This window comes from Christiangramia sp. 3-2217-3z, from assembly GCF_051195275.1.
GTDB classification, from domain to species: Bacteria; Bacteroidota; Bacteroidia; order Flavobacteriales; family Flavobacteriaceae; genus Christiangramia; species Christiangramia marina.
The window spans coordinates 62,266-83,425 of the sequence record NZ_JBNJLI010000005.1 but is presented as its reverse complement, the minus strand read 5'-3'; the positions used below and the strand labels follow the sequence as shown (position 1 = coordinate 83,425).

The window sequence follows — 21,160 nt, the reverse complement described above, 5'->3', positions numbered from 1 at the left end:
ATGCAGGACGATCAATCTACAAAAGAAAAAGTTACAGAAGTAATTGAGGAAGATATCTGGGGTTTGATCCAAGATTTCTGGAATGCCGGATTCAGTTATCAGATAGGAGGCGATGATATAAAGATCACCGTTGGAATGGTCATTATTGTCATCCTGTCCTTTCTATTGACCAGTGTGGCATTACGATTAATTCGATCTTTTATCACCTCAAAGTTGATGGACGAAGACAAGCTTAAGTTTATAAGCGTCTTTAAATTCATCAAATACTTCGTATATCTAGCGGTGATCCTGATCACTTTAAGCTCCACAGGTGTAGATGTTACTATCTTACTAACAGCTTCTGCCGCATTATTTGTTGGACTTGGTCTGGCATTACAGGAATTATTTCAGGATGTTATTGGTGGAATTTTTATCATTCTGGATAAATCACTTCTGGTTGGAGATATTATAGAAATGGATGGCCGCGTGGCAAGGGTATTCGAAATTAAACTTAGAACTACCAGGGCGCTTACGAGAGATGATAAAGTAATGATCATCCCAAACCATAAGTTTATAAGCGATACAGTATATAACTATACTCAGAATCATAAAACTACCCGGGAATCGGTTAAAGTGGGAGTTGCCTATGGAAGCGATGTTGAGAAAGTTAGAACGATCCTGCTGGAATGCGCAAAGGAGCAGAAAGGTATTTTAAAGAAGCCTGAGCCATTCGTTCTTTTTGAAGATTTTGGAGATTCCGCTTTAATGTTTGCGTTACATTTTTATGTGTCAGACAGTTTTGTAGACCCTAAGGTGAAGAGTGAATTGAGATTCAAGATCAATGATAAGTTTAGATTGAATAATATTACCATTCCGTTCCCACAGCGCGATGTACATATGTTTTATCCGCCAGGGAATAAGATTCCTAATGATCAAACCATAGAGAATGATGCATAAGTCCTGGATTTTGATCATATGTTTACTGGGTTTTTCATTTCTGAATGCCCAGACAGCTGATCTTGCCAGGATCGAATACACTTATTTTCCGCAGAAAAATTCAGATAACTCTTTCCGAAGGTTTAGAGCACAGGTAGCCTATCCAATTGCTTTGAAGAAAGATGGTGCTTACCTGGTGCCGAGCGTAGAATACAGGAACGTTAATTTCAAATTTGAAGATCCTACAGGATTTCAAACAACAGATCTTGATAGGTTCCAGTCTTTTACCGGATCTTTGGGTTACACTTTTAAATTTGGTAATGACTGGAGATTTGGTGCTGAAGGAGGATTAAAGATAGCCTCAAATTTTTCTGAAAATACCATATTAGCAGATGATCTTATCTACACTGGTTCAGTATTCTTTGTAAGGATTAGAGATAAGGAAGAGGTGGAAATTCCGTGGAGACTTATTCTTGGGTTACGATATAGCACGACTACCGGATTTCCATTTCCATTGCCCATCGTGAGCTACTATAGAAAATGGGCAGAAAACTGGTCATATACGGTCGGAATTCCGAAGACCAACATGAAATATCATTTTAGCGAAAATAGCGAATTACAAGCCTTCGTTACACTGGATGGATTTTTTGCGAACATTCAAAGCAATATTGATACGCAGCCATTGGTTTTTAATGATAGACCAAAGGCAGAAAGTATCTCCATGACAATATTACTGAGTGGTTTAGGTTATCAATATAGTATTACCGACCATTTGAAGCTATACATTTATGGCGGACATACGTTATTGAACGATATCAGGTTGCGTGATGCAGATCGCGACGATCTGTACACCATCAATGAAACAAACACATTTTACGCGAGAAGCGGAATAAAATTTACAATATTCTAATGGCAAAAATATTACTGATAGAAGACGAAGCTAGCATAAGACGAGTGCTGAACAAAATACTGAGTGAAGAAAGCAAGGATTATCATGTAACCGAAGCTGAAGACGGACTTGCAGGAATGGAACTGGTGAAAAATGAAGATTTTGACTTGATTCTTTGTGACATCAAAATGCCGAAAATGGATGGTGTGGAAGTACTTGAAGCGACTAAAAAGATCAAGCCAGAAATCCCTGTTGTAATGATCTCTGGACATGGTGATCTTGATACCGCTGTAAATACCATGAAGGCCGGAGCTTTTGACTATATCTCAAAACCACCAGATCTTAATCGTTTGCTTAATACTGTTCGAAATGCACTTGATCGCAAGGAACTGGTTGTAGAAAATACCCGCCTTAAGAAAAAGGTGAGTAAGAATTATGAAATGATCGGTGATTCTGAAGAAATCAGCAGAATCAAAGGTATGATTGAAAAGGTGGCTCATACCGATGCAAGGGTACTTATTACCGGTCCAAATGGAACAGGAAAGGAACTTGTTGCGCACTGGTTGCACCAGAAGAGTGATCGCTCTAAAGGTCCTATGATCGAGGTAAACTGTGCTGCAATTCCTTCAGAATTGATCGAAAGTGAACTATTCGGACATGTAAAAGGAGCATTTACTTCAGCAAATAAAGATAGAGCCGGGAAATTTGAAGCGGCCAATAAGGGAACTATATTTCTGGATGAGATCGGGGATATGAGCATGTCTGCTCAGGCCAAGGTGCTAAGAGCGCTTCAGGAAAGTAGAATTTCGAGGGTTGGAAGTGACAAGGATATCAAAGTAGATGTTAGAGTAGTTGCGGCCACAAACAAAGATCTTAAAAAAGAGATTGAGGAAAATAATTTTAGAGAAGACCTTTATCATCGTCTCGCTGTGATACTCATAGAAGTTCCTGCTCTAAAGAATAGAAAAGACGATATCCCGCTTCTGGTAGAACATTTTAGTGAAAAGATCGCTACAGAACAGGGCACTAATAAGAAAGAATTCACTTCAGAAGCTATCGAAATGCTAAAGCAAAGTGAATGGCGTGGAAATGTACGAGAACTTAGAAATGTGGTGGAAAGGCTCATTATTCTTGGTGGTAAGGAAATTACCAGGGAAGACGTGGAGCTCTTCGGAAGCAGGTTCTAAGGTCTTTTATTTCTAGGCTTTTTAGGATCGTATTTAAGGAAATACATGGTGTCTCCACTTGGGTGGTCCCACTCATGAAAAAGATCAAAACCAACCCGTTGGTAAACGATAGCATTCGTTCTACCGCGGGTTTCTGCATATAATTCCAGACCGGTATCATGGGCAGTTCTAAAGAAAACATCCTTCATTTCCTTACCTACCTGAGTATCTGCACCTCGGTATTCCTTTAAAATTCCCCAGAACCAACAGTATAGATATTCACCTTCCTGAGGACGTTGATTCTTAATATACTTCTGAGTCTTGAGAATGTCCAGCGCATTTTTGACTCCAGTTACATTAGCAACCAGCTTAAGCTGTGACCATAGATCTTTCCAAATATTATTGTCCTTCTTACTGGTTTTGAAAAGAATGGCGATACCCTGGCGATTTTCAGAAACGATAAGTGCATCTTTCTCAATTGCCTTATCTACCATATGCGTAGCGAGATACCTGAATCTTTGGTCACGATTTTCATCATTTTTAACGACATCCATAGAAGAAGGGATCTCTTTTAAAAGTGTAGTGACCTTATCGATGATATCTTTTCTCTCTAATTTGTCCAAGCCGAATGAATTTGTGGCGAAGATAAAAAAATTAACTTTTATAAAGATTGTATCTTTAGTGGTTCATTTAATAATCTTATGAAGAAAATAGACCATACCCAGCTCAAAGTGACCGGTAATATTAATCTGAAAGAGAAGCCTACAAAGATAGAGATGGACGCTTCAGAAGATAAAATTAAAGACGAACTTAAAGATGTACGAAAGGAGCTCGGCGACTGGCAGGATGTACTTTATGCACACCATAAATATAGCGTGCTGGTTTGCCTGCAGGGAATGGATACTGCGGGAAAGGACAGTTTGATCAGGGAGGTTTTTAAAGATTTCAATAGTAGGGGAGTTGTGGTGCACAGTTTCAAAACACCTTCTCACAAGGAGCTAAAGCATGACTATTTGTGGCGCCATTATATCGCTTTGCCCGAACGTGGTAAATTCGGCGTATTCAATAGAACTCATTACGAAAATGTGCTTGTGACAAGAGTCCATCCCGGGTATATCATGAATGAAAATATTCCTGGCATCAACAGCGTTGAAGATATAGATGAAAATTTCTGGGATCAACGTTTTGAGCAGATCCGTAATTTTGAAGATCATATTGCCCAGAATGGAACGATCATTTTTAAATTTTTCCTGCACCTTTCCAAGGATGAGCAACGTAACCGTTTATTAAGAAGGCTGAATAAGCCCAGCAAGAACTGGAAATTTTCTCCGGGTGATCTTAAGGAAAGAAAACTCTGGGACAAATACCAGGATTGTTATGAAGCCGCGATCAATAAGACTTCTACGGAAAATGCACCATGGTACATCATCCCGGCAGATGACAAACCAACGGCAAGATACCTGGTTGCAAAGATACTGAATGATGAGCTTGCGAAATATAAGGAGGTGCAGGAGCCGGAACTTGCTCCGGAAATCCTGGAAAATTTAGATCAATACAAAGAAGAATTAAATGCTGAAAAATAGCAGCTTCAGTTTTTGAACTGTTTAAATTCTTTTAATTTGCGACCAAATCCCATTTAATGAAAAAATTACTTTGTACCCTGGCGCTGTTTTTCTTCGGAATTCATTCAGCAATGATCGCGCAATCTTCAGATTCTCTAAATATCAGGAAGATCTATGACATGTCGCTGCTAAATGGAAAAAGCTATGAGTGGCTGGATCATCTTTCGAATCAAATAGGTGGTCGTTTATCTGGTTCTTTTAATGCTGAACAGGCGGTGGAATACACCAAAAAGGAACTGGAGAATTTAGGTCTGGACAAAGTATGGTTACAACCGGTAATGGTTCCAAAGTGGACTCGTGGAGAACGGGAATTTGCTTATGTGCAAACCGGTCCTGGCGATACTCGCAACGTAAATATTACGGCTCTTGGTGGTTCTATTGCTACGGCTGAAGGTGGTACGAAAGCACAGGTGATAGAAGTACAGGGATTGGAGCAATTAAAAGAATACGGGGAGGAACAAATAAAAGGAAAGATCGTTTTCTATAACCGACCTATGCGAGCAGACCATATACTTACGTTTGAAGCTTATGGTGGTTGTGTGGATCAACGTTATTCTGGGGCTGAGGAAGCAGCAAAATATGGAGCTGTTGGTGTTATCGTACGTTCTATGAACCTTCGAATGGACGATTTGCCACATACTGGTTCTATGAGTTATGGTGAGTTATCAGAAGATCAAAAGATTCCGGCGGCCGCAATTTCTACCAACGATGCCGCATATCTCAGCAGTATGCTAAAAATTCAGAACGACCTGCAGGTCTATTTTAAAATGAATTGCAAGAACTTTCCAGATGTGCAGTCGTATAATGTAATTGGTGAAATTACTGGTTCTGAAACTCCAAATGAGATTATGGTAGTAGGTGGTCACCTTGATTCCTGGGATCTTGGAGATGGTGCTCATGATGACGGCGCAGGAGTTGTGCAATCTATGGAAGTTCTTAGATTACTGAAAGAAACCGGGTATCAACCTAAAAAAACGCTACGTGTTGTATTGTTCATGAATGAAGAAAATGGTCTTCGTGGTGGAAATAAATATGCTGAGGTTGCAAAGGAAAAAGATGAAGATCATGTTTTTGCACTTGAAAGTGATTCGGGAGGATTTACTCCAAGAGGATTTACTTTTAATGCGAGCGATTCTCAGTTCAATAAAGTATTATCCTGGAAGCCACTTTTTGAACCATACCTGATCCATTATTTTGAAAAAGGAAGTGGTGGAGCTGATATTGGTCCGCTTGAAGGTGGCGATACGGTGCTTGCTGGATTAAGACCAGATTCTCAACGCTATTTCGATTATCACCATGCCGCGAACGATACTTTTGATGCGGTGAATAAAAGAGAACTGGAATTAGGTGCGGCAACGATGGCTTCCCTGGTTTATCTTGTTGATAAATATGGACTGGAATCTATATCCAATACACCGCAATTAAAGAAGTAGAAAGAGAATTATTTAAGGTCATTTCTTTAAAAGATATTTAAAGGCTCTACCTTTGCAAACTTAAATTCAAGATTTGCAATTATCAGCTTATACGAAAGAATTCGGTAAAAACCTGAACATCGCTTACCCGGTGATGCTCGGGCAGTTAGGGCATGTAATGGTAGGCCTTGTTGATAATTTGATGATCGGGAGATTGGGTGCCGCTCCACTGGCTGCAGTTTCCCTGGGAAATGCCCTGGTTTTTATAGCCATGTCTCTGGGGATAGGTTTTAGTTTTGCTATAACTCCGCTCATTGCTGAAACCGATGGTGCTAATGATGTAGAAGGTGGTCGAAGTTATTTCCATCATGGTCTTATTCTCTGTACGCTGAATGGCTTGTTCTTATTTATCATTCTGCTTATCGCAAAACCTCTGCTGTATTACCTTGATCAACCACCAGAGGTAGTAGATCTGGCTATTCCGTACCTTAATATTGTGGCTCTTTCCATGTTGCCATTAATGGCCTTCCAGGCTTTTAAACAATTTGCAGACGGACTCTCACAAACCAGGTATGCGATGTATGCGACCTTACTGGCGAATGTGGTGAACGTTATTTTCAACTATATACTTATTTATGGGATCTGGATCTTTCCACGTCTGGAGCTTGAAGGAGCTGCCTGGGGAACTCTGATTTCAAGATTTTTTATGCTCTGGTTCGTATGGGAGATCCTTCGCAGGAAATCCAAATTTGCCGAGTACTTTAAATGGTCTAAAAAGGAAATGCTGAAATGGAGCATTTTTAAAAGATTGTTATCCCTTGGTTTCCCAACAGCTTTACAAATGCTTTTCGAAGTGGCCATCTTTACCGGGACGATCATTCTGGCTGGAAATCTGGGAACGAATCCGCAGGCTGCAAATCAGATCGCTCTCAATCTGGCAAGTATGACCTTTATGATCGCGGTTGGTTTGGGCGTAACGGCAACTATTAGAGTCGGCAATCAGGTAGGGCTTAAAAAATACCGCGAATTAAGACGAATAGGAATATCGATCTTCCTTTTGGTTTTCCTTATTGAGGCTGTATTCGCACTCTTATTTGTACTGCTGAAGGATATTTTACCAACATTTTATATAGACAATGCTGAAGTGATCTCACTTGCCGCACAATTACTGGTGATAGCAGCCTTATTTCAATTGAGCGATGGCATACAGGTGGTGATCCTTGGCGCTTTAAGAGGATTGCAGGACGTTAAGATCCCCACAGTATTCTGTTTCATCGCTTACTGGATCATCGGCTTTCCGGTGAGTTTCTATTACGGCCAGCCAGAAAGGCTAGGTAGTATGGGAATCTGGCTTGGTTTACTGGCCGGATTAACGGCTTCAGCAATTATGTTATATTTCCGTTTTAATTATCTAAGCCGAAAATTGATTAGAACTAAAGAAGCAAAATTAAACACATAAACTATGGAATTACCAAAGTTCATATTAGGTGATAATACCGATTATCCTGAATCTATTTTTGTGGTACATACCGAATTCCCACGCTTTGTTATCGATCTTAAAGACGATGAAGTAGAATGGCTGGAAGAATTTGATAAAGAGGATGAAAAGGAATTATCTGGTGAAATGGAAGGCATTATTAAAGATGCTTCTGAATTTTATGACCGCGAAGTAAGCAGGTACGAAGAGAGCTAAATGGAGAAATTAGTATCCCTGGACAAAGAACTTTTCCTGTATCTCAATAACCTGGGTGCAGAAGAGTGGGACTGGCTCTGGATCGCGATTAGTGATAAATGGATGGCGATTCCGTTATATGCGCTATTGCTGTATTTGATATTTAGAAAATTCGGCTGGAAAGCCACGCTGTTAACGATGGTGGTGGTAACACTGCTTATCACGGCTACAGATCAGCTGGCAAATTTGTTTAAACATGGATTTGAAAGACCCAGACCATGCCGGCAGGTAGGAGTCATGGAATACGCCAGGTATGTTGCAGAACGTTGTGGCAGGTTTGGTTATTTCTCTGCTCATGCTGCAAATTCAACTGGAGTGGCTGTTTTTCTCGGACTTTTATTCCGAAGAGCGTATCCAAAAATGCTTTTATTATTGAGTATCTGGGCTCTTGTAGTTTCGTATAGCCGGATCTACCTGGGTGTACATTATCCGGGAGATGTTATTACCGGTATTTTGATAGGAATAAGTTTTGGATTATTATTCCATGCACTAAGGAAATATCTTTTTCTGAAGTTTCTGAAGGACTAGGATAATTTCAGCAATGCCCGGGCGGCAGTGAAAGCAGTAGTTTTATTTTCTTCGATTAATCTGAGTTGCTTTTCAAGTTCTATTTTAACCTTAGGATCATTGTAGAACTGACTTTTCAGGTGATCGTTAATACTCTGAAACAACCAGAACTTATTCTGTTCCTGCCTGTTGTGTTCGAAATGACCGTTTTTGTCGGTGGAACTTTTAAATTCAGTAATCATTTCCCATACTTCTGAAATGCCCTTTTCGTATAAAGCACTAATTAACTGTACCTGTGGTTTCCACTCACTCGGTTTTGGAGGGTACAGTTGAAGCGCACGTTTAAATTCAAGTCTTGCTTCACGGGCAGCTTTCTGATTCTCGCCATCAGCTTTATTGATCACGATAGCATCTGCCATTTCCACGATGCCGCGTTTAATTCCCTGTAATTCATCACCAGCACCAGCCAGTTTTAGAAGTAAAAAGAAGTCGGTCATACTATGAACTGTAGTTTCACTCTGTCCAACACCAACAGTTTCAATAAGAACGACATCAAAGCCTGCTGCTTCACAAAGCAGAATGCTCTCCCTGGTTTTTCGAGCGACACCACCTAAAGAATCTCCGCTTGGAGAAGGACGTATAAAGGCATTTTTTTGAGTGACCAGTTTCTCCATTCGGGTTTTATCTCCCAGGATACTTCCGTGAGATACGGAGCTACTGGGATCCACTGCCAGGACCGCAACCTTTTTTCCCTGTTCAATAAGATAGGAGCCAAAACTTTCAATGAAAGTACTTTTTCCAACTCCGGGAACTCCGGTAATTCCAACGCGAATCGATTTCTTGGCGTGAGGCAATGCTCCTTCCACGATCGCTTCAGCCATTTCTTTATGCTTCAGTTGATTGCTTTCGACCAGAGTAATACTTCTTCCCAAAGCAGTCTTGTTCCCTTCCAGCAAATCTTTCAGTAAAGATTTTTCCGAAGATTTATTGCGGCGGGAATCTCTTATTCTTTGGGCAGATTCAGCACTAACATTTCCTGAGGAATTATTGCTTTGAGATTCGCTTAGCGCAGACTTATGCTGATGTTCGTTCAAAATGAAGCGGTAATTTTTATGAGAAAATTATGACTAGGTTTTTCAGGCATCTTTAAATGCTTGGTATATTGGAGAAAACTAAATTACTTAAATTATTTTACGCAATGAAGAATTTGTATAAAACTACAGTCACTACTCAGGGAGGTCGTAACGGGCATACTCGTAGTGAAGATGGTATACTGGATATGGAATTGAGAAAACCTAAAAGCCTAGGTGGTGAAGGTGGAGACTATTCTAACCCGGAACAATTATTTGCAGCGGGATATTCCGCTTGTTATGGTAGTGCTTTGGAACATGTTGCCAAACAACACAAGATCGATCTTGGAGATTATAGCGTGACAGCTACAGTAAAACTGGGTCAGACAGATTCTGGAAATCTTCAGCTTTCTGCAATTCTGGATACTTACATTCCGGGAGTTGATGTAGAAACTGGTGAAAAGCTGGTAAATGAAGCTCACGAAGTTTGTCCTTATTCTAGAGCAACCAGAGATAACATTGATGTTACTCTAAACCTGATGCTGGACGAAGATTAATATCATCCAGATATAATAGAATTAGTTGAGGCGCCTGTAGGCGTCTCTTCTTTTTTTATAGGGATCTCTATTTTAACCTGATCCCAAACAAGTTCCATGGAAACAAAATCGCCGGCTTCTTCAAAGGAAATAGTGAATTGCTCGGTAATTCCAGCAGATTTCTCAACCGGTCTCTCCAGTACCAGAGCATCAAATTGTGGATCTCTATAAGCCTTCTTATCCATATTTATTCCCCATGGATACATTTGATCGTTGAAGATCACTTTCCAGCTATCCTGCTTCGGAATGCTCCAGAGCGTATATTTTCCAGCCTTCAAAAGACTTCCATCCACGAGAATATCTGAAGTGGTTTCAAAAGTTGTTGCTTCGTTAGCGCCGGTTCGCCAGACTTCATTATAAGGTACAAGTTCACCAAAGATCTCACGATCTTTCCTGTAAGGCCGGTTGTAAAAGACTTCCAGTTCTATCCCGTTTTGCTTATAGGTAGCAACATCCTCAGGGCTATGAGCTTTCGTAGTATATCTCATTATAAGCATGGTAAGTAAACCAGCGACGATCAATCCTCCGGCAATACTCAAGCCTGTTTTTAATTTACTGTTCATTTTCTAGCATTTATTAAAACATATCCAATAAACCTGCCATAAGGTTTACTTAAGCTAATCGCTTTAAATGTAAGAATATAGAGCGATTGTAAAATAAATTTCGGAATTTTTGCAACGCAGACATTCATGGTTCGTCTTTAGAATGAACTAACCCATCAAATACCAATTAAATTGATACAGCATAAGCTAATAGAAGCTTGCCAAAACAACAGCCGTAGGGCACAGTTGAAGCTGTACAACAAATATTGTGACGGGATGTACTATGTGGCGTTGAGATTTATGAAGGATACGATGGAAGCCGAGGATGCCATGCAGGAAGCATTTATTAAAGCTTTCTCTAAGTTACATCAATTCAATGGCGAGGTCACTTTTGGTGCCTGGTTGAAGAAGATCGTGATCAATAAATGTCTGGACAAACTCAAGGCAAGAAAAATGGAACTGGTAACCATAAATGAGCAAACACTTGGCACCGTAGAAGAAGAGAATGACTGGCAGATAGATAACGGGATCGGGATAGAAGAAGTAAAATTGAAAATGCAGGAGTTACCCGAAAAATACAGGTATCCTTTAATGTTGTTTTTAGTGGAAGGTTACGATCATGAAGAAATAAGCGAAATCCTGGATATTACCCAGGTTGCATCCAGAACTCTGGTGCATAGAGGAAAAAAGAAATTGCAGGAAGAATTAAAATACTTAAATCATGGGACAGGATATTAGGAGGATGTTTCAGGAGAAGCCGGAACAGGAACACCAACTTCAGTCAGGGCACCAGCAACGTTTTGAAGATCGATTGAATAGGGCTATGCCAGTGGAGAAAAAGAAGAACAATTTTCATTTCCTTCAGATAGCCGCAGGACTTATGATCGCTCTTGCTGTGGGAGCATTCTTATACTTCAGTAATAACGAAGCTGAAACAGTGAACTCACCGCAGATAGTGGAAACTCCTTCCGAAGAAAAAGCAGAAAAAGAAGAAGTTACCGGAACCGACTATAGGCTGAGCGATGTCTCCCCTGAGTTTAAAAAGATCGAAGATTATTATATGGCCAGTTTAAATATACAATTGGCTAAACTGGACATGACGCCAGGAAATAAAGAACTTATAGATGCATTTATGAGAAAACTGGAAACTCTGAATGATGAATATATCGCACTTAATGCGGAAATTCAAGAGACCGGTTTGAATGAGGAAACAGTGGAAGCTATGATCGCGAACTTACAGCTTCGACTGGATCTTCTGAAGAAATTGAAGAACAAATTAGATGAAATCGAACAATCAAAAGACCTTAAAAATGAAAACTATCAAGCATAAATTTATGTTTTTGATGCTGCTCTTTATCACGGCAGGATCGTTTGCTCAAACAAGTAAACTGAAGAATTCCTATAAAACTTCAGCCAATGTGACCGTGGAACTGGATTCCAGGTATACCAATATCATTGTAGAGAACTGGGATAAGAACGAGGTTGCCGTAGAAGCCTATCTGGACGGAAATTCCGGTAACAGAAAAGCTACGAAAGAATTGCTGGAAAACTGGGAGGTAAAAACCTCTAAAAATGGTGATCGTGTAAAGATCAAATCCAGTGGAAGAGGTAACACGAATATGAACATGAATCTTGACCTGGACCTTTCAGGACTTGAAGAGCCATTGTCTATGCTGCCTGAAATGCTGCAACCTATGATGAATGAACTTGTGGGACCTTTGCTTGCTAATATTGCACAAAATCCGTTACCGGAAGGTTTTGCCGATGATATGGAAGAAATGAAATTCGATTATAGCGCTTATAAAAAAGACGGTGACAAGTACCTTAAGAAATGGGAGTCTAAAATGGACAAGAAGTTTGGTAAGGAATACGAAGCGAAAATGGACAAGTGGGCTGCTGAAGTCGAGAAGAATTCTGAAGAATGGGAAAAAGAATATGAAGTAAAGATGGAGGCCTGGGGCAAGGATTTCGAAAAAGATATGGAAGCATGGGGTGAAAAATTCGGTAAGAAAATGGAAGCCTGGGGAGAAAATTTCGGAAAACAGTTCGAAGCTAATATGGAAGCCAATGGTGGACATGTGTTTACTGGAAATAGTAGCAATTCATCAAAAAATCAGAAAACGATCAGGATCAAAGTTCCGAAGGATGCAAAACTGGAACTGAACGTTCGTCATGGTGAGCTAAAACTTGGAAGTACAGTCAAAAATCTGAAAGCCGATCTGTCTCACAGTCGACTTTCAGCCAATAGACTCACCGGAAAAGATACAAGGGTAAAGGCAGCGTACTCACCGGTGAAAGTCGCTCACTGGGATTATGGAGTGCTAACTACAGAATTTGTGAAGAATTGTAAAATAGACAAGGCGGTGAGTATCAAACTGGAATCGAATAGTAGCGATGTGGTCATCAATGAACTCCAAAAAACAGGCGTGCTTAGTGGTAGCTTTGGAAAGCTGGACATCAAAAACCTTGGTTCAGGATTTCAGGAACTTAATATTAGTCTGGAAAATAGCGATCTGGAACTCAGTGTTCCTGAAACTGCTTTTAATTTCAGTTTTAATGGAATGCAAAGCAATATTAAGCACCCATCCGGCATGAAGCTAAAATCAACAAAATCCTATGATAACGAGATGCTGAATGGTTACTTCAAATCAAAAGATGGAAGCGGTAATATCACGATCAAGGCAAATTATAGCGATGTATTGATAAATTAAGATCAAGCCCTTACATTTGGCTTACTAAGCTGAATGCAATGATGGAATTTTCGGAATTTATTAAAGGTCTTACTTCAGAATTTACCCCGGTAATAGGAGGAGAGTATGCACAGGAAGATTATGAATATATTGATCTTTCACAAAATAGCAGGGATCTGCTGAAACTGGAAGTGGCATCATCTGCCGCTTTTTCGGTTTTTATAGATGAATATCTGAGAAACCGATCGGCTAAAGCTGCCTATGGTGGTTACAATGAACTAAGAACTTTGTATAATCGAAGCGAATTGTTCAATCATTCGAGTTCGAATAGGAATATTCATATAGGGCTGGATGTATGGGTTCCTGCTTATTCAGATATTATAACACCATTGGATGGAAAAGTTCATGGCTTTCAGGACAACTCCAATTTTGGAGATTATGGACCTACGATTATTTTAGAGCATCAGCTTGATGGTCAGTCATTCTATACCTTGTACGGACATTTATCCCGCGCTTCTCTGGTTAATCTGGAAACAGGAATGCAATTCGAAAAAGGTGATAAAATTGCTGAACTCGGAGATTACGCCGAAAATGGTGATTATGCGCCACATTTGCATTTTCAGGTCATCAAAGATATGCAGGGCAAGATAGCAGATTATCCAGGTGTGGTTCGAAAAGAAGAGCTAGAAGGTTATTTACAGAACTGTCCTGATCCTAATCTATTATTGAAAATTTAGAACTTTCTCTTCGGAAATATATGCTAAGTAAACTATTTTTTTCGGACGAACAGTGCAACAACGGCTGAGGTCACGACTCCTACGACTAGCGCAAAGAAGAACGACTGAAGTATATAGGAAGTAAGATTAAAATATTCTTCCGCAGCTTCACGAGTCATACTCCCTCTTTCAACAGCATGATCTATGATATTCGGAAAATATTCCGGAGTAATAAAGGCATGGGTTATATACTGCGCCAACGGAGTTAGGATTGCCACGACGATGCTCACCACGATTCCAGAAATGAATCCCTGAGACCAGTTCATCTTACCTTTAAAAAAATTCTTTCTTTTATCCAGCAAGGCCAGTACGTAAATTACGATCGCTACAATTCCAAAGAAATTAGTGTAGATCGCATGTTTGGCGATGAGTTCATCATGCCACCCCAGGGATTTTTCCAGGTACATCCATAATAGAGATACTACGCTAAAAATTATTCCCCATTTAATTTCGATCGCAAAGCGTTTCATGCTGATGATTTATTTTGTTAAAATTACTAAAAAAATTCATGATGGGAATTCTGAGACCTGTTTTAAAATTTTATGCTAAGAAGGGTAACTGACTCGTTTTTTGGAGAGTGCTCTTTCAATAATAGCGTGTAACTGAGATAATCGTTAGGCTACCTTAGTTAGCTCTATTAAAGCAGTACTATCCTGGAACACTCTGCGGCTTAATATGAATTGAATTTTACTATAGTCATACTTAAAATAAGAAAATCTAATTTTAAAGTCTAATTTAAAGTAATAACTTTGTATTTACAAAAATTGAAAATTATGGAAACTTCAATCATACAGATTGGTAATTCAAAAGGACTTCGTCTAAGCAAAACAATTCTTGAAAAATATCAGATAAAAGATAAGGTAGAGCTCATTCTAGAAAAAGGTCAAATAATACTTCGACCAATTGATTCACCAAGAAAAGATTGGGAAGAGAAATTTAAAAAAATGGCCATAAATGAGGATGATCAGCTTTTGATGAAAGATGTGTTTGATGATGAAAACTTTGATGAATGGATTTAAATCAATACGATATTGTTTTAGTTAATCTGGATCCTACAGTTGGAAGTGAAATTAAGAAAACCCGACCTTGTTTAATCATTTCTCCAGATGAGATGAATAAATACTTAAGAACAATAATTGTTGCTCCAATGACAACTAATACCAAAAAATATCCTACTAGAATTGCGGTAAAATCGCATGGAAAAAAAGGAATGATTGCAATTGACCAGATTAGAACAATTGATAAACAAAGAATTGTAAAAATCTTTGAATCATTATCCAATTCGGAAATTAAAAAGTGTAAAGAGGTGCTTAAAGAAACATTCGTGGACTAATTATTTATACTTACACACATTTATCTTAAAATTGAGGCTGGCGGAAGATCTGTGGTTTGAGAAACTAGGAATGAAAACAACTAATAAGACATATCAATGTTCCTTATGCCGCAACTTCTGCTAATCATAACTGATAACTCCAGCCTTCGATAATCTCCGGCTAGTTATCATGAAAGTTTTCTACGTATTGGTTCTAATTCAGTTCAGCCTACTATTTGCTCATCCTTCGACAGGCTCAGGATGGTAATAGCATTTTTATAATCTGGTCTTCGACAGCCTTGGGATCGCCATTGCGCTCTTATAATCCAGCCTTTGAAAGGTTCTGGATGGCAACACTCTCCAAAGCAAACGTTTTGTATCAGCAGTATGAAGCACTGAGCCTGTCGAAGTGCAGTCTCACTTACACTGTTTTTAAAAACCCAGGTATGGAGAAGCTCAATGATACAGAGGCATAAAAAAAGCCTGAAGTAAAACATCAGGCTTTATTTATATATAAGAACAGGTTCTATTCGTCTACAAGAACCCAGTCTCCTTTATCTAAGAGTGGAATTGCTTGTTTGAACTTCATGTCTTTAGTTTCACCACTTAAGACGTTCTTCAAAGTAACCTTATCGTTTCTACCAATTTTAGGTCGGTCTCTGGTGATGGTTTCAGTGATCTCAGGTTTACGCTGAGTATTACCAACCGCGCGGCTTTGAGCAGCGCGTTCGTCCATGTTAGGGATCTCTTCCTTCTTGGTTTCAACTTTATCTTTCTGCTGAACCTGCCTTGCTTCCTGAATATTAGGAACGCTCGCCGTTGGAATCTCTCCTTTAAATAGGAAAGACATCACATCACGGTTTACGGTTTCCAGCATAGCTTTAAAAAGTTCAAAAGCTTCAAACTTATAAATAAGCAATGGATCCTTCTGCTCATGTACAGCCAACTGAACACTTTGCTTCAACTCATCCATTTTTCTTAAGTGAGTTTTCCAGGCTTCATCAATGATTGCGAGAGTGATATTCTTTTCGAAATCTTTAATTAATTGCTTTCCTTCAGTTTCATAAGCTTTCTGAAGATTGGTAACCACGCTCAATGTTTTCGTACCATCTGTAAAAGGAACAGAAATACGCTCGAAGTTATTTCGCTCATCTTCGTGAACCTGTTTGATCACAGGGAATGCACGTTCAGCATTATGAGCCATCTTGGTGTCATAATGTATGTAAGCAGCTTTATAAACCTCACCAGCTAGCTTCTGAGGGGTCATTTTCTTGAACTCTTCTTCAGAAACAGGAGAACTCATAGAGAAATTCCTGATAAGTTCGAATTCAAAGTTCTTATAATCTTCAGCTCCTTTATTGGTTTCAGCAATATTTTCAGAAATATCAAAGATCATATTGGCAAGATCCACACGTAACCTGTCTCCGAATAGAGCATGGTAACGACGTTTGTAAATTACCTCACGCTGAGCGTTCATTACATCATCATATTCCAGCAAACGCTTACGAACTCCGAAGTTATTTTCCTCTACTTTCTTCTGAGCACGCTCGATAGACTTGGAGATCATGGAATGCTGAATAACTTCACCTTCTTCCAGACCCATACGGTCCATAAGTTTGGCGATTCTTTCAGAACCAAATAATCTCATCAGGTTATCTTCAAGAGATACATAGAATTGTGAACTACCCGGGTCACCCTGTCTACCGGCACGACCACGTAACTGCCTGTCCACACGTCTCGAATCATGACGCTCGGTACCAACAATCGCCAGACCGCCAGCTTCCTTCACTTCCTTACTCAGTTTAATATCGGTACCACGACCCGCCATGTTAGTGGCGATGGTTACGATACCAGCATTACCAGCTTCAGCAACAATATCGGCCTCCTGCTTGTGACGTTTCGCGTTCAATACGTTGTGAGGCACATTTCGAAGTTTGAGCATACGGCTGAGTAGTTCCGAAATTTCTACGGAAGTCGTACCAATAAGTACCGGTCTGCCCGCATTCGAAAGATCGGTTACATGATCGATCACCGCATTATATTTTTCACGTTTGGTCTTATAAACCAAATCTTCTTTATCATTTCTGGCAATAGGTCGGTTGGTTGGAATTTCCACCACATCAAGTTCGTAGATCTCCCAGAATTCACCTGCCTCAGTTACCGCGGTACCAGTCATCCCCGAAAGTTTGCGGTACATTCTAAAGTAGTTCTGAAGGGTTACCGTAGCAAAGGTTTGTGTCGCATCTTCGATCTTCACGTTTTCCTTGGCCTCGATCGCCTGGTGGAGTCCGTCACTATAACGACGACCATCCATAATACGACCGGTTTGCTCATCTACGATCTTCACTTTGTTATCCATCACCACGTACTCTGTATCTTTTTCGAACAGGGTATATGATTTTAGTAACTGGCGAAGCGTATGAATACGTTCACTTTTTACTGAATATTCTCTGAATAATTCTTCTTTCTTTTCAGCTTCTTCTTCGGCAGAAAGACCTTCCTTTTCAATTTTTGCGATCTCCATTCCAATTTCAGGCATCACGAAAAAGTCAGGATCATTTTCTCCGGAAAGAAATTCAATCCCTTTATCGGTAAGATCGATCTGATTGCTTTTCTCTTCGATCGTAAAATACAGCTCGGCGTCCACCTTCGGCATTTCACGATTATTATCCTGCATATAGTGATTCTCGGTCTTCTGCAATAATTGCTTTACACCCTCTTCACTAAGGAATTTGATCAATGCTTTATTCTTCGGAAGACCACGATAAACTCTCAATAGTTGGAAACCACCTTCTTTGGTATCACCTTCCTTGATCAGTTTCTTAGCTTCAGCAAGTACTTTTACTAGATATTTACGCTGAACTTCCACGATATTGGCAATCGCAGGTTTCAGTTCCATAAACTCATGCGTATCACCTTTAGGTACGGGACCAGAAATGATCAATGGAGTACGCGCATCATCAATTAATACTGAATCCACCTCATCCACGATCGCATAGTTATGCGGGCGTTGTACCAGATCATCAGGAGAATGAGACATATTATCTCTCAGGTAATCAAAACCGAATTCATTGTTGGTTCCGTAGGTAACATCAGCATTATAAGCTTTTCTACGCGCGGCAGAGTTTGGACGGTGATAATCGATACAGTCTACACTTAATCCGTGAAACTGAAAGATTGGGGCCATCCACGCGCTATCACGTTTGGCCAGGTAGTCGTTTACGGTCACCAGGTGCACTCCGTTTCCGGTAAGAGCATTCAGGTAAACTGGTAAAGTTGCCACAAGGGTTTTACCTTCCCCGGTGTGCATCTCTGCAATTTTTCCCTGGTGCATGGCTACACCACCAATAAGCTGAACATCGTAGTGGATCATATCCCAGGTTACCGGCTTTCCGGCTGCATCCCATGAGTTGTTCCAGATCGCGTGATCACCTTCAAGATTTACATAATCTTTCTCTGCGGAAAGTTCTCTATCGTAAGCAGAGGCCTGAACCTTTAGTTGCGTATTATTACAGAAGCGTTTCGCGGTCTCTTTAACAACTGCAAAGGCTTCTGGAAGGATATCGTTGAGAACTGCCTCAGAGAGCTCGTAAGATTTATCTTTAAGCGCATCAACTTCAGCATAGATATCTTCTTTACGGGTGATATCGTCAATCTCGTCAGCTTCCTTATTTAGTGCTTCTATCTTATCTCTAACTTCTTTAGTAGCATCAGAGATCTGACTTTTAAATTCAGATGTTTTTGCACGCAATTCATCCAGGCTCATCGCTTCGAACTTAGACTCAAGAGCCTTGATCTTATCTACGATGGGTTGAATCGCTTTTACGTCTTTCTTGGATTTATCTCCAACGAAAGCTTTTAATACGGTATTTAAAAAACTCATAGTGGTTTTTTTATTTAAGGGGTTCAAATTTACGCAAAAAAAAAGCCTCATGATTGAGACTTTTCCCTATTTTCTACGTGTTATATTTTAATATTCGTCCTCATTCCAGAGGTAATCTTCATCTGTTGGATAATCCGGCCAGATCTCTTCAATAGAATCATATGAATCACCTTCATCTTCTATTGCCTGTAAATTTTCGACAACTTCAAGCGGTGCTCCTGTTCTAATTGCGTAGTCTATTAACTCGTCTTTGGTGGCCGGCCAGGGTGCATCACTTAAATAAGATGCTAATTCTAAAGTCCAATACATTGATTAATCGGGTTTTAAATTTTGGCAAAAATAATTTTTTTGCTCTAATAGCCAAGAAAAAAATCTATTATTTACTCAATAATGATAAGAACGTAAAGATTTCGATCATTATTTGCATTATCCACAATGAAAATGATGAAAATCTAATTGATTTAGGATTTTTTTGGAATCCATTGAATTTCTTCAGCTTGCAAGGAATGAGACAACATCCGTGCCAGCACAAACAGGTAATCTGAAAGTCGGTTCAAATAGACCAAAACCTGATCCTGAAATGGTTCGATGTCATATAAAGCGGTAGATATACGTTCAGCTCTTCGACAAACGCAACGCGCTATGTGACAGAATGACACGCTTTGATGTCCGCCAGGCAACACAAAATGCGTCATTTCAGGCAAATCGGTATTCATCTGGTCGATCGCATGCTCCAGTTTTTCAATATCAGCATCAGATACTTTAGGAATATTCAAACGATCCTTGCCATTTTTGAGTTTCTCCTTTTCAGGATCTGTAGCCAGCACCGCTCCAATAGTAAATAACCTGTCCTGTATTTCTATAAGTAATTGCTTAGTGTTATTATCGACTGGCTGATCTCTTAAAAGACCTATATGTGAATTCAATTCGTCTACCGTTCCGTAGCTTTCAATACGTATATGGTGCTTGGGAACCCTGGTTCCTCCAAATAGAGAAGTGGAGCCCTTGTCCCCGGTCTTGGTATATATTTTCATTGCAAATTTTTATCAGGATAAAAGTACGAAGTTCGTGGAGCTAAGAAAAATAAAGCGGATAGCTTAACATTCAGAAATATTATAGAATTTCAGATTCCTGCTCTCTTTTACGTTCGTGATAACGTTTTCTGAAATTTCGGTTCTTTCGCTCTTTTTTAATTTTTTTACTACGGTTGGAATTCCATAGAAAAAATGCGAGAATGGCTACAATAATGAGGAGGTATAGCCAGGTTTCCCTATCAAGGTCGATCATAAGAGTTGTTTAGAGATCTAAATTTACAAAAAACCTGAAAAATCTGATCTAAACTGTAGGAGTATGCACTCTTTTACGTTCATCGGTTTCTATTCTACCATCTTTTAAGCGGATTACCCGGTGCGCATGTTCGGCGATCTCTTCTTCGTGTGTAACCAGGATTACAGTGTTTCCGGCAGCATGAATATCGTCAAAAAGGTTCATGATCTCTACGGAAGTTTTTGAATCAAGGTTTCCAGTTGGCTCATCTGCAAGAATGATGGAAGGTTTATTAACCAGTGCACGACCTACCGCCACACGTTGTCGCTGTCCTCCCGAAAGCTGATTGGGTTTATGATCCATCCGGTCACCAAGTCCCACGCTGCGAAGTACTTCCTCAGCACGTTCTTTACGTTGAGATTTTGTCGCCCCGGCATAAACCATTGGTAAAGCCACGTTATCTAAAGCTGTAGTTCTGGGAAGTAAATTAAAAGTTTGAAAAACGAAACCAATTTCTTTATTCCGGATTTCAGCAAGTTCGTCATCGCTCATCTTACTGGCATCCTTTCCGTTGAGAATGTAAGACCCGGAAGTTGGAGTATCCAGGCAACCTAGAAGATTCATTAAAGTAGATTTTCCGGAACCTGAAGGTCCCATGATCGCGACATATTCACCTCGTTCAATATCCAGATCGATACCTTTTAGAACTTTTACGACTTCCTGACCTAAAGGAAAATCTCTGGTGATGCTGCGAATTTCGATTACTTTACTCATGGATTTTA

The 21,160-nt window shown here is 39.8% G+C and carries 24 protein-coding genes; 15 read left to right on the top strand and 9 right to left on the bottom strand.

The window, feature by feature from the left end; all coding sequences use genetic code 11:
• The 3 genes from ACSHZO_RS10320 to ACSHZO_RS10310 are packed head-to-tail and all read left to right on the top strand — an operon-like array spanning window position 1 to window position 2,991.
• On the top strand, window positions 1-936 hold the full coding sequence (locus ACSHZO_RS10320; RefSeq protein WP_298247574.1) for a mechanosensitive ion channel family protein: 936 nt from the start codon (window positions 1-3) through the stop codon (window positions 934-936).
• Window positions 926-1,825, top strand: coding sequence for a DUF6268 family outer membrane beta-barrel protein (locus tag ACSHZO_RS10315; protein WP_298247573.1), 900 nt, complete (start codon window positions 926-928; stop codon window positions 1,823-1,825). Before ACSHZO_RS10320 ends, ACSHZO_RS10315 begins: the two co-directional genes overlap by 11 nt.
• Complete coding sequence (locus tag ACSHZO_RS10310; protein WP_141878463.1) at window positions 1,825-2,991, top strand: sigma-54-dependent transcriptional regulator; 1,167 nt, start codon at window positions 1,825-1,827, stop codon at window positions 2,989-2,991. The genes ACSHZO_RS10315 and ACSHZO_RS10310 overlap by 1 nt, the downstream gene beginning before the upstream one ends.
• Here the strand turns inward: ACSHZO_RS10310 and ACSHZO_RS10305 are convergent.
• Window positions 2,988-3,593, bottom strand: coding sequence for a hypothetical protein (locus ACSHZO_RS10305; RefSeq protein ID WP_298247572.1), 606 nt, complete (start codon window positions 3,591-3,593; stop codon window positions 2,988-2,990). The two genes, ACSHZO_RS10310 and ACSHZO_RS10305, sit on opposite strands and share 4 nt — an antisense overlap.
• 78 nt (window positions 3,594-3,671) lie before the next feature.
• Between ACSHZO_RS10305 and ACSHZO_RS10300 the strand changes: the two genes are divergently transcribed.
• From ACSHZO_RS10300 to ACSHZO_RS10280, 5 genes are all read left to right on the top strand, one after another.
• Window positions 3,672-4,553, top strand: a complete 882-nt coding sequence (locus ACSHZO_RS10300; RefSeq protein ID WP_298247571.1) for a PPK2 family polyphosphate kinase — start codon at window positions 3,672-3,674, stop codon at window positions 4,551-4,553.
• A 56-nt stretch (window positions 4,554-4,609) separates the two neighbouring features.
• Window positions 4,610-6,025, top strand: coding sequence for a M20/M25/M40 family metallo-hydrolase (locus ACSHZO_RS10295; RefSeq protein WP_298247570.1), 1,416 nt, complete (start codon window positions 4,610-4,612; stop codon window positions 6,023-6,025).
• Between the two features lie 73 nt (window positions 6,026-6,098).
• Window positions 6,099-7,463 (top strand): MATE family efflux transporter, encoded by a 1,365-nt coding sequence (locus tag ACSHZO_RS10290; protein WP_298247569.1) that lies wholly within the window; start codon window positions 6,099-6,101, stop codon window positions 7,461-7,463.
• Window positions 7,464-7,466: 3 nt separating this feature from the next.
• The gene (locus ACSHZO_RS10285) at window positions 7,467-7,697 is read left to right on the top strand and encodes a hypothetical protein (protein WP_298247568.1); all 231 of its coding nucleotides are present in this window, start codon (window positions 7,467-7,469) and stop codon (window positions 7,695-7,697) included.
• A complete protein-coding gene (locus ACSHZO_RS10280; protein WP_298247567.1) occupies window positions 7,698-8,264 on the top strand; it encodes a phosphatase PAP2 family protein in 567 nt (188 codons plus the stop codon). It begins immediately after the preceding gene.
• Here ACSHZO_RS10280 and meaB read toward each other — a convergent pair.
• Window positions 8,261-9,337: a methylmalonyl Co-A mutase-associated GTPase MeaB gene (gene meaB, locus ACSHZO_RS10275; protein WP_298247566.1), complete on the bottom strand. Its 1,077-nt coding sequence runs from the start codon at window positions 9,335-9,337 to the stop codon at window positions 8,261-8,263. The two genes, ACSHZO_RS10280 and meaB, sit on opposite strands and share 4 nt — an antisense overlap.
• Window positions 9,338-9,441: 104 nt before the next feature.
• On the opposite strand from meaB, the gene ACSHZO_RS10270 reads away from it, so the two are divergent.
• Window positions 9,442-9,870 carry an organic hydroperoxide resistance protein gene (locus ACSHZO_RS10270; RefSeq protein WP_141878455.1) on the top strand — a complete coding sequence of 143 codons (429 nt, stop codon included), beginning with the start codon at window positions 9,442-9,444 and terminating at the stop codon, window positions 9,868-9,870.
• Window positions 9,871-9,872: 2 nt separating this feature from the next.
• Here the strand turns inward: ACSHZO_RS10270 and ACSHZO_RS10265 are convergent, their stop codons facing one another.
• Window positions 9,873-10,472: a DUF2911 domain-containing protein gene (locus ACSHZO_RS10265; RefSeq protein WP_298247565.1), complete on the bottom strand. Its 600-nt coding sequence runs from the start codon at window positions 10,470-10,472 to the stop codon at window positions 9,873-9,875.
• 171 nt (window positions 10,473-10,643) lie between these two features.
• On the opposite strand from ACSHZO_RS10265, the gene ACSHZO_RS10260 reads away from it, so the two are divergent.
• The 4 genes from ACSHZO_RS10260 to ACSHZO_RS10245 are packed head-to-tail and all read left to right on the top strand — an operon-like array spanning window position 10,644 to window position 13,878.
• Complete coding sequence (locus ACSHZO_RS10260) at window positions 10,644-11,189, top strand: RNA polymerase sigma factor (RefSeq protein WP_298247564.1); 546 nt, start codon at window positions 10,644-10,646, stop codon at window positions 11,187-11,189.
• Window positions 11,173-11,781: a hypothetical protein gene (locus tag ACSHZO_RS10255; RefSeq protein WP_298247563.1), complete on the top strand. Its 609-nt coding sequence runs from the start codon at window positions 11,173-11,175 to the stop codon at window positions 11,779-11,781. Before ACSHZO_RS10260 ends, ACSHZO_RS10255 begins: the two co-directional genes overlap by 17 nt.
• Window positions 11,762-13,162, top strand: a complete 1,401-nt coding sequence (locus tag ACSHZO_RS10250) for a DUF4097 family beta strand repeat-containing protein (protein WP_298247562.1) — start codon at window positions 11,762-11,764, stop codon at window positions 13,160-13,162. Before ACSHZO_RS10255 ends, ACSHZO_RS10250 begins: the two co-directional genes overlap by 20 nt.
• 38 nt (window positions 13,163-13,200) lie before the next feature.
• Window positions 13,201-13,878: a peptidoglycan DD-metalloendopeptidase family protein gene (locus ACSHZO_RS10245; RefSeq protein WP_298247561.1), complete on the top strand. Its 678-nt coding sequence runs from the start codon at window positions 13,201-13,203 to the stop codon at window positions 13,876-13,878.
• 32 nt (window positions 13,879-13,910) lie between these two features.
• Here the strand turns inward: ACSHZO_RS10245 and ACSHZO_RS10240 are convergent, their stop codons facing one another.
• Window positions 13,911-14,387: a DUF4199 domain-containing protein gene (locus ACSHZO_RS10240; RefSeq protein ID WP_298247560.1), complete on the bottom strand. Its 477-nt coding sequence runs from the start codon at window positions 14,385-14,387 to the stop codon at window positions 13,911-13,913.
• Between the two features lie 303 nt (window positions 14,388-14,690).
• On the opposite strand from ACSHZO_RS10240, the gene ACSHZO_RS10235 reads away from it, so the two are divergent.
• Window positions 14,691-14,936, top strand: coding sequence for an AbrB/MazE/SpoVT family DNA-binding domain-containing protein (locus ACSHZO_RS10235; protein WP_298247559.1), 246 nt, complete (start codon window positions 14,691-14,693; stop codon window positions 14,934-14,936).
• Window positions 14,927-15,250, top strand: a complete 324-nt coding sequence (locus tag ACSHZO_RS10230) for a type II toxin-antitoxin system PemK/MazF family toxin (protein WP_298247558.1) — start codon at window positions 14,927-14,929, stop codon at window positions 15,248-15,250. The genes ACSHZO_RS10235 and ACSHZO_RS10230 overlap by 10 nt, the downstream gene beginning before the upstream one ends.
• Window positions 15,251-15,755: 505 nt before the next feature.
• Here ACSHZO_RS10230 and secA read toward each other — a convergent pair.
• The 5 genes from secA to ACSHZO_RS10205 all read right to left on the bottom strand — a co-directional run bounded on the left by secA (window position 15,756) and on the right by ACSHZO_RS10205 (window position 21,152).
• A complete protein-coding gene (gene secA, locus ACSHZO_RS10225) occupies window positions 15,756-19,112 on the bottom strand; it encodes a preprotein translocase subunit SecA (RefSeq protein WP_298247557.1) in 3,357 nt (1,118 codons plus the stop codon).
• Window positions 19,113-19,199: 87 nt separating this feature from the next.
• Window positions 19,200-19,421, bottom strand: coding sequence for a DUF2795 domain-containing protein (locus ACSHZO_RS10220; RefSeq protein ID WP_008272287.1), 222 nt, complete (start codon window positions 19,419-19,421; stop codon window positions 19,200-19,202).
• Between the two features lie 152 nt (window positions 19,422-19,573).
• Entirely contained in the window at window positions 19,574-20,146 is a 573-nt protein-coding gene (locus ACSHZO_RS10215) for a cob(I)yrinic acid a,c-diamide adenosyltransferase (RefSeq protein ID WP_298247556.1), read from the bottom strand.
• 79 nt (window positions 20,147-20,225) lie between these two features.
• Window positions 20,226-20,399, bottom strand: coding sequence for a hypothetical protein (locus ACSHZO_RS10210; RefSeq protein ID WP_298247555.1), 174 nt, complete (start codon window positions 20,397-20,399; stop codon window positions 20,226-20,228).
• 48 nt (window positions 20,400-20,447) lie between these two features.
• Window positions 20,448-21,152 (bottom strand): ABC transporter ATP-binding protein, encoded by a 705-nt coding sequence (locus ACSHZO_RS10205; RefSeq protein WP_298247554.1) that lies wholly within the window; start codon window positions 21,150-21,152, stop codon window positions 20,448-20,450.
• Window positions 21,153-21,160 lie beyond the last annotated feature (8 nt).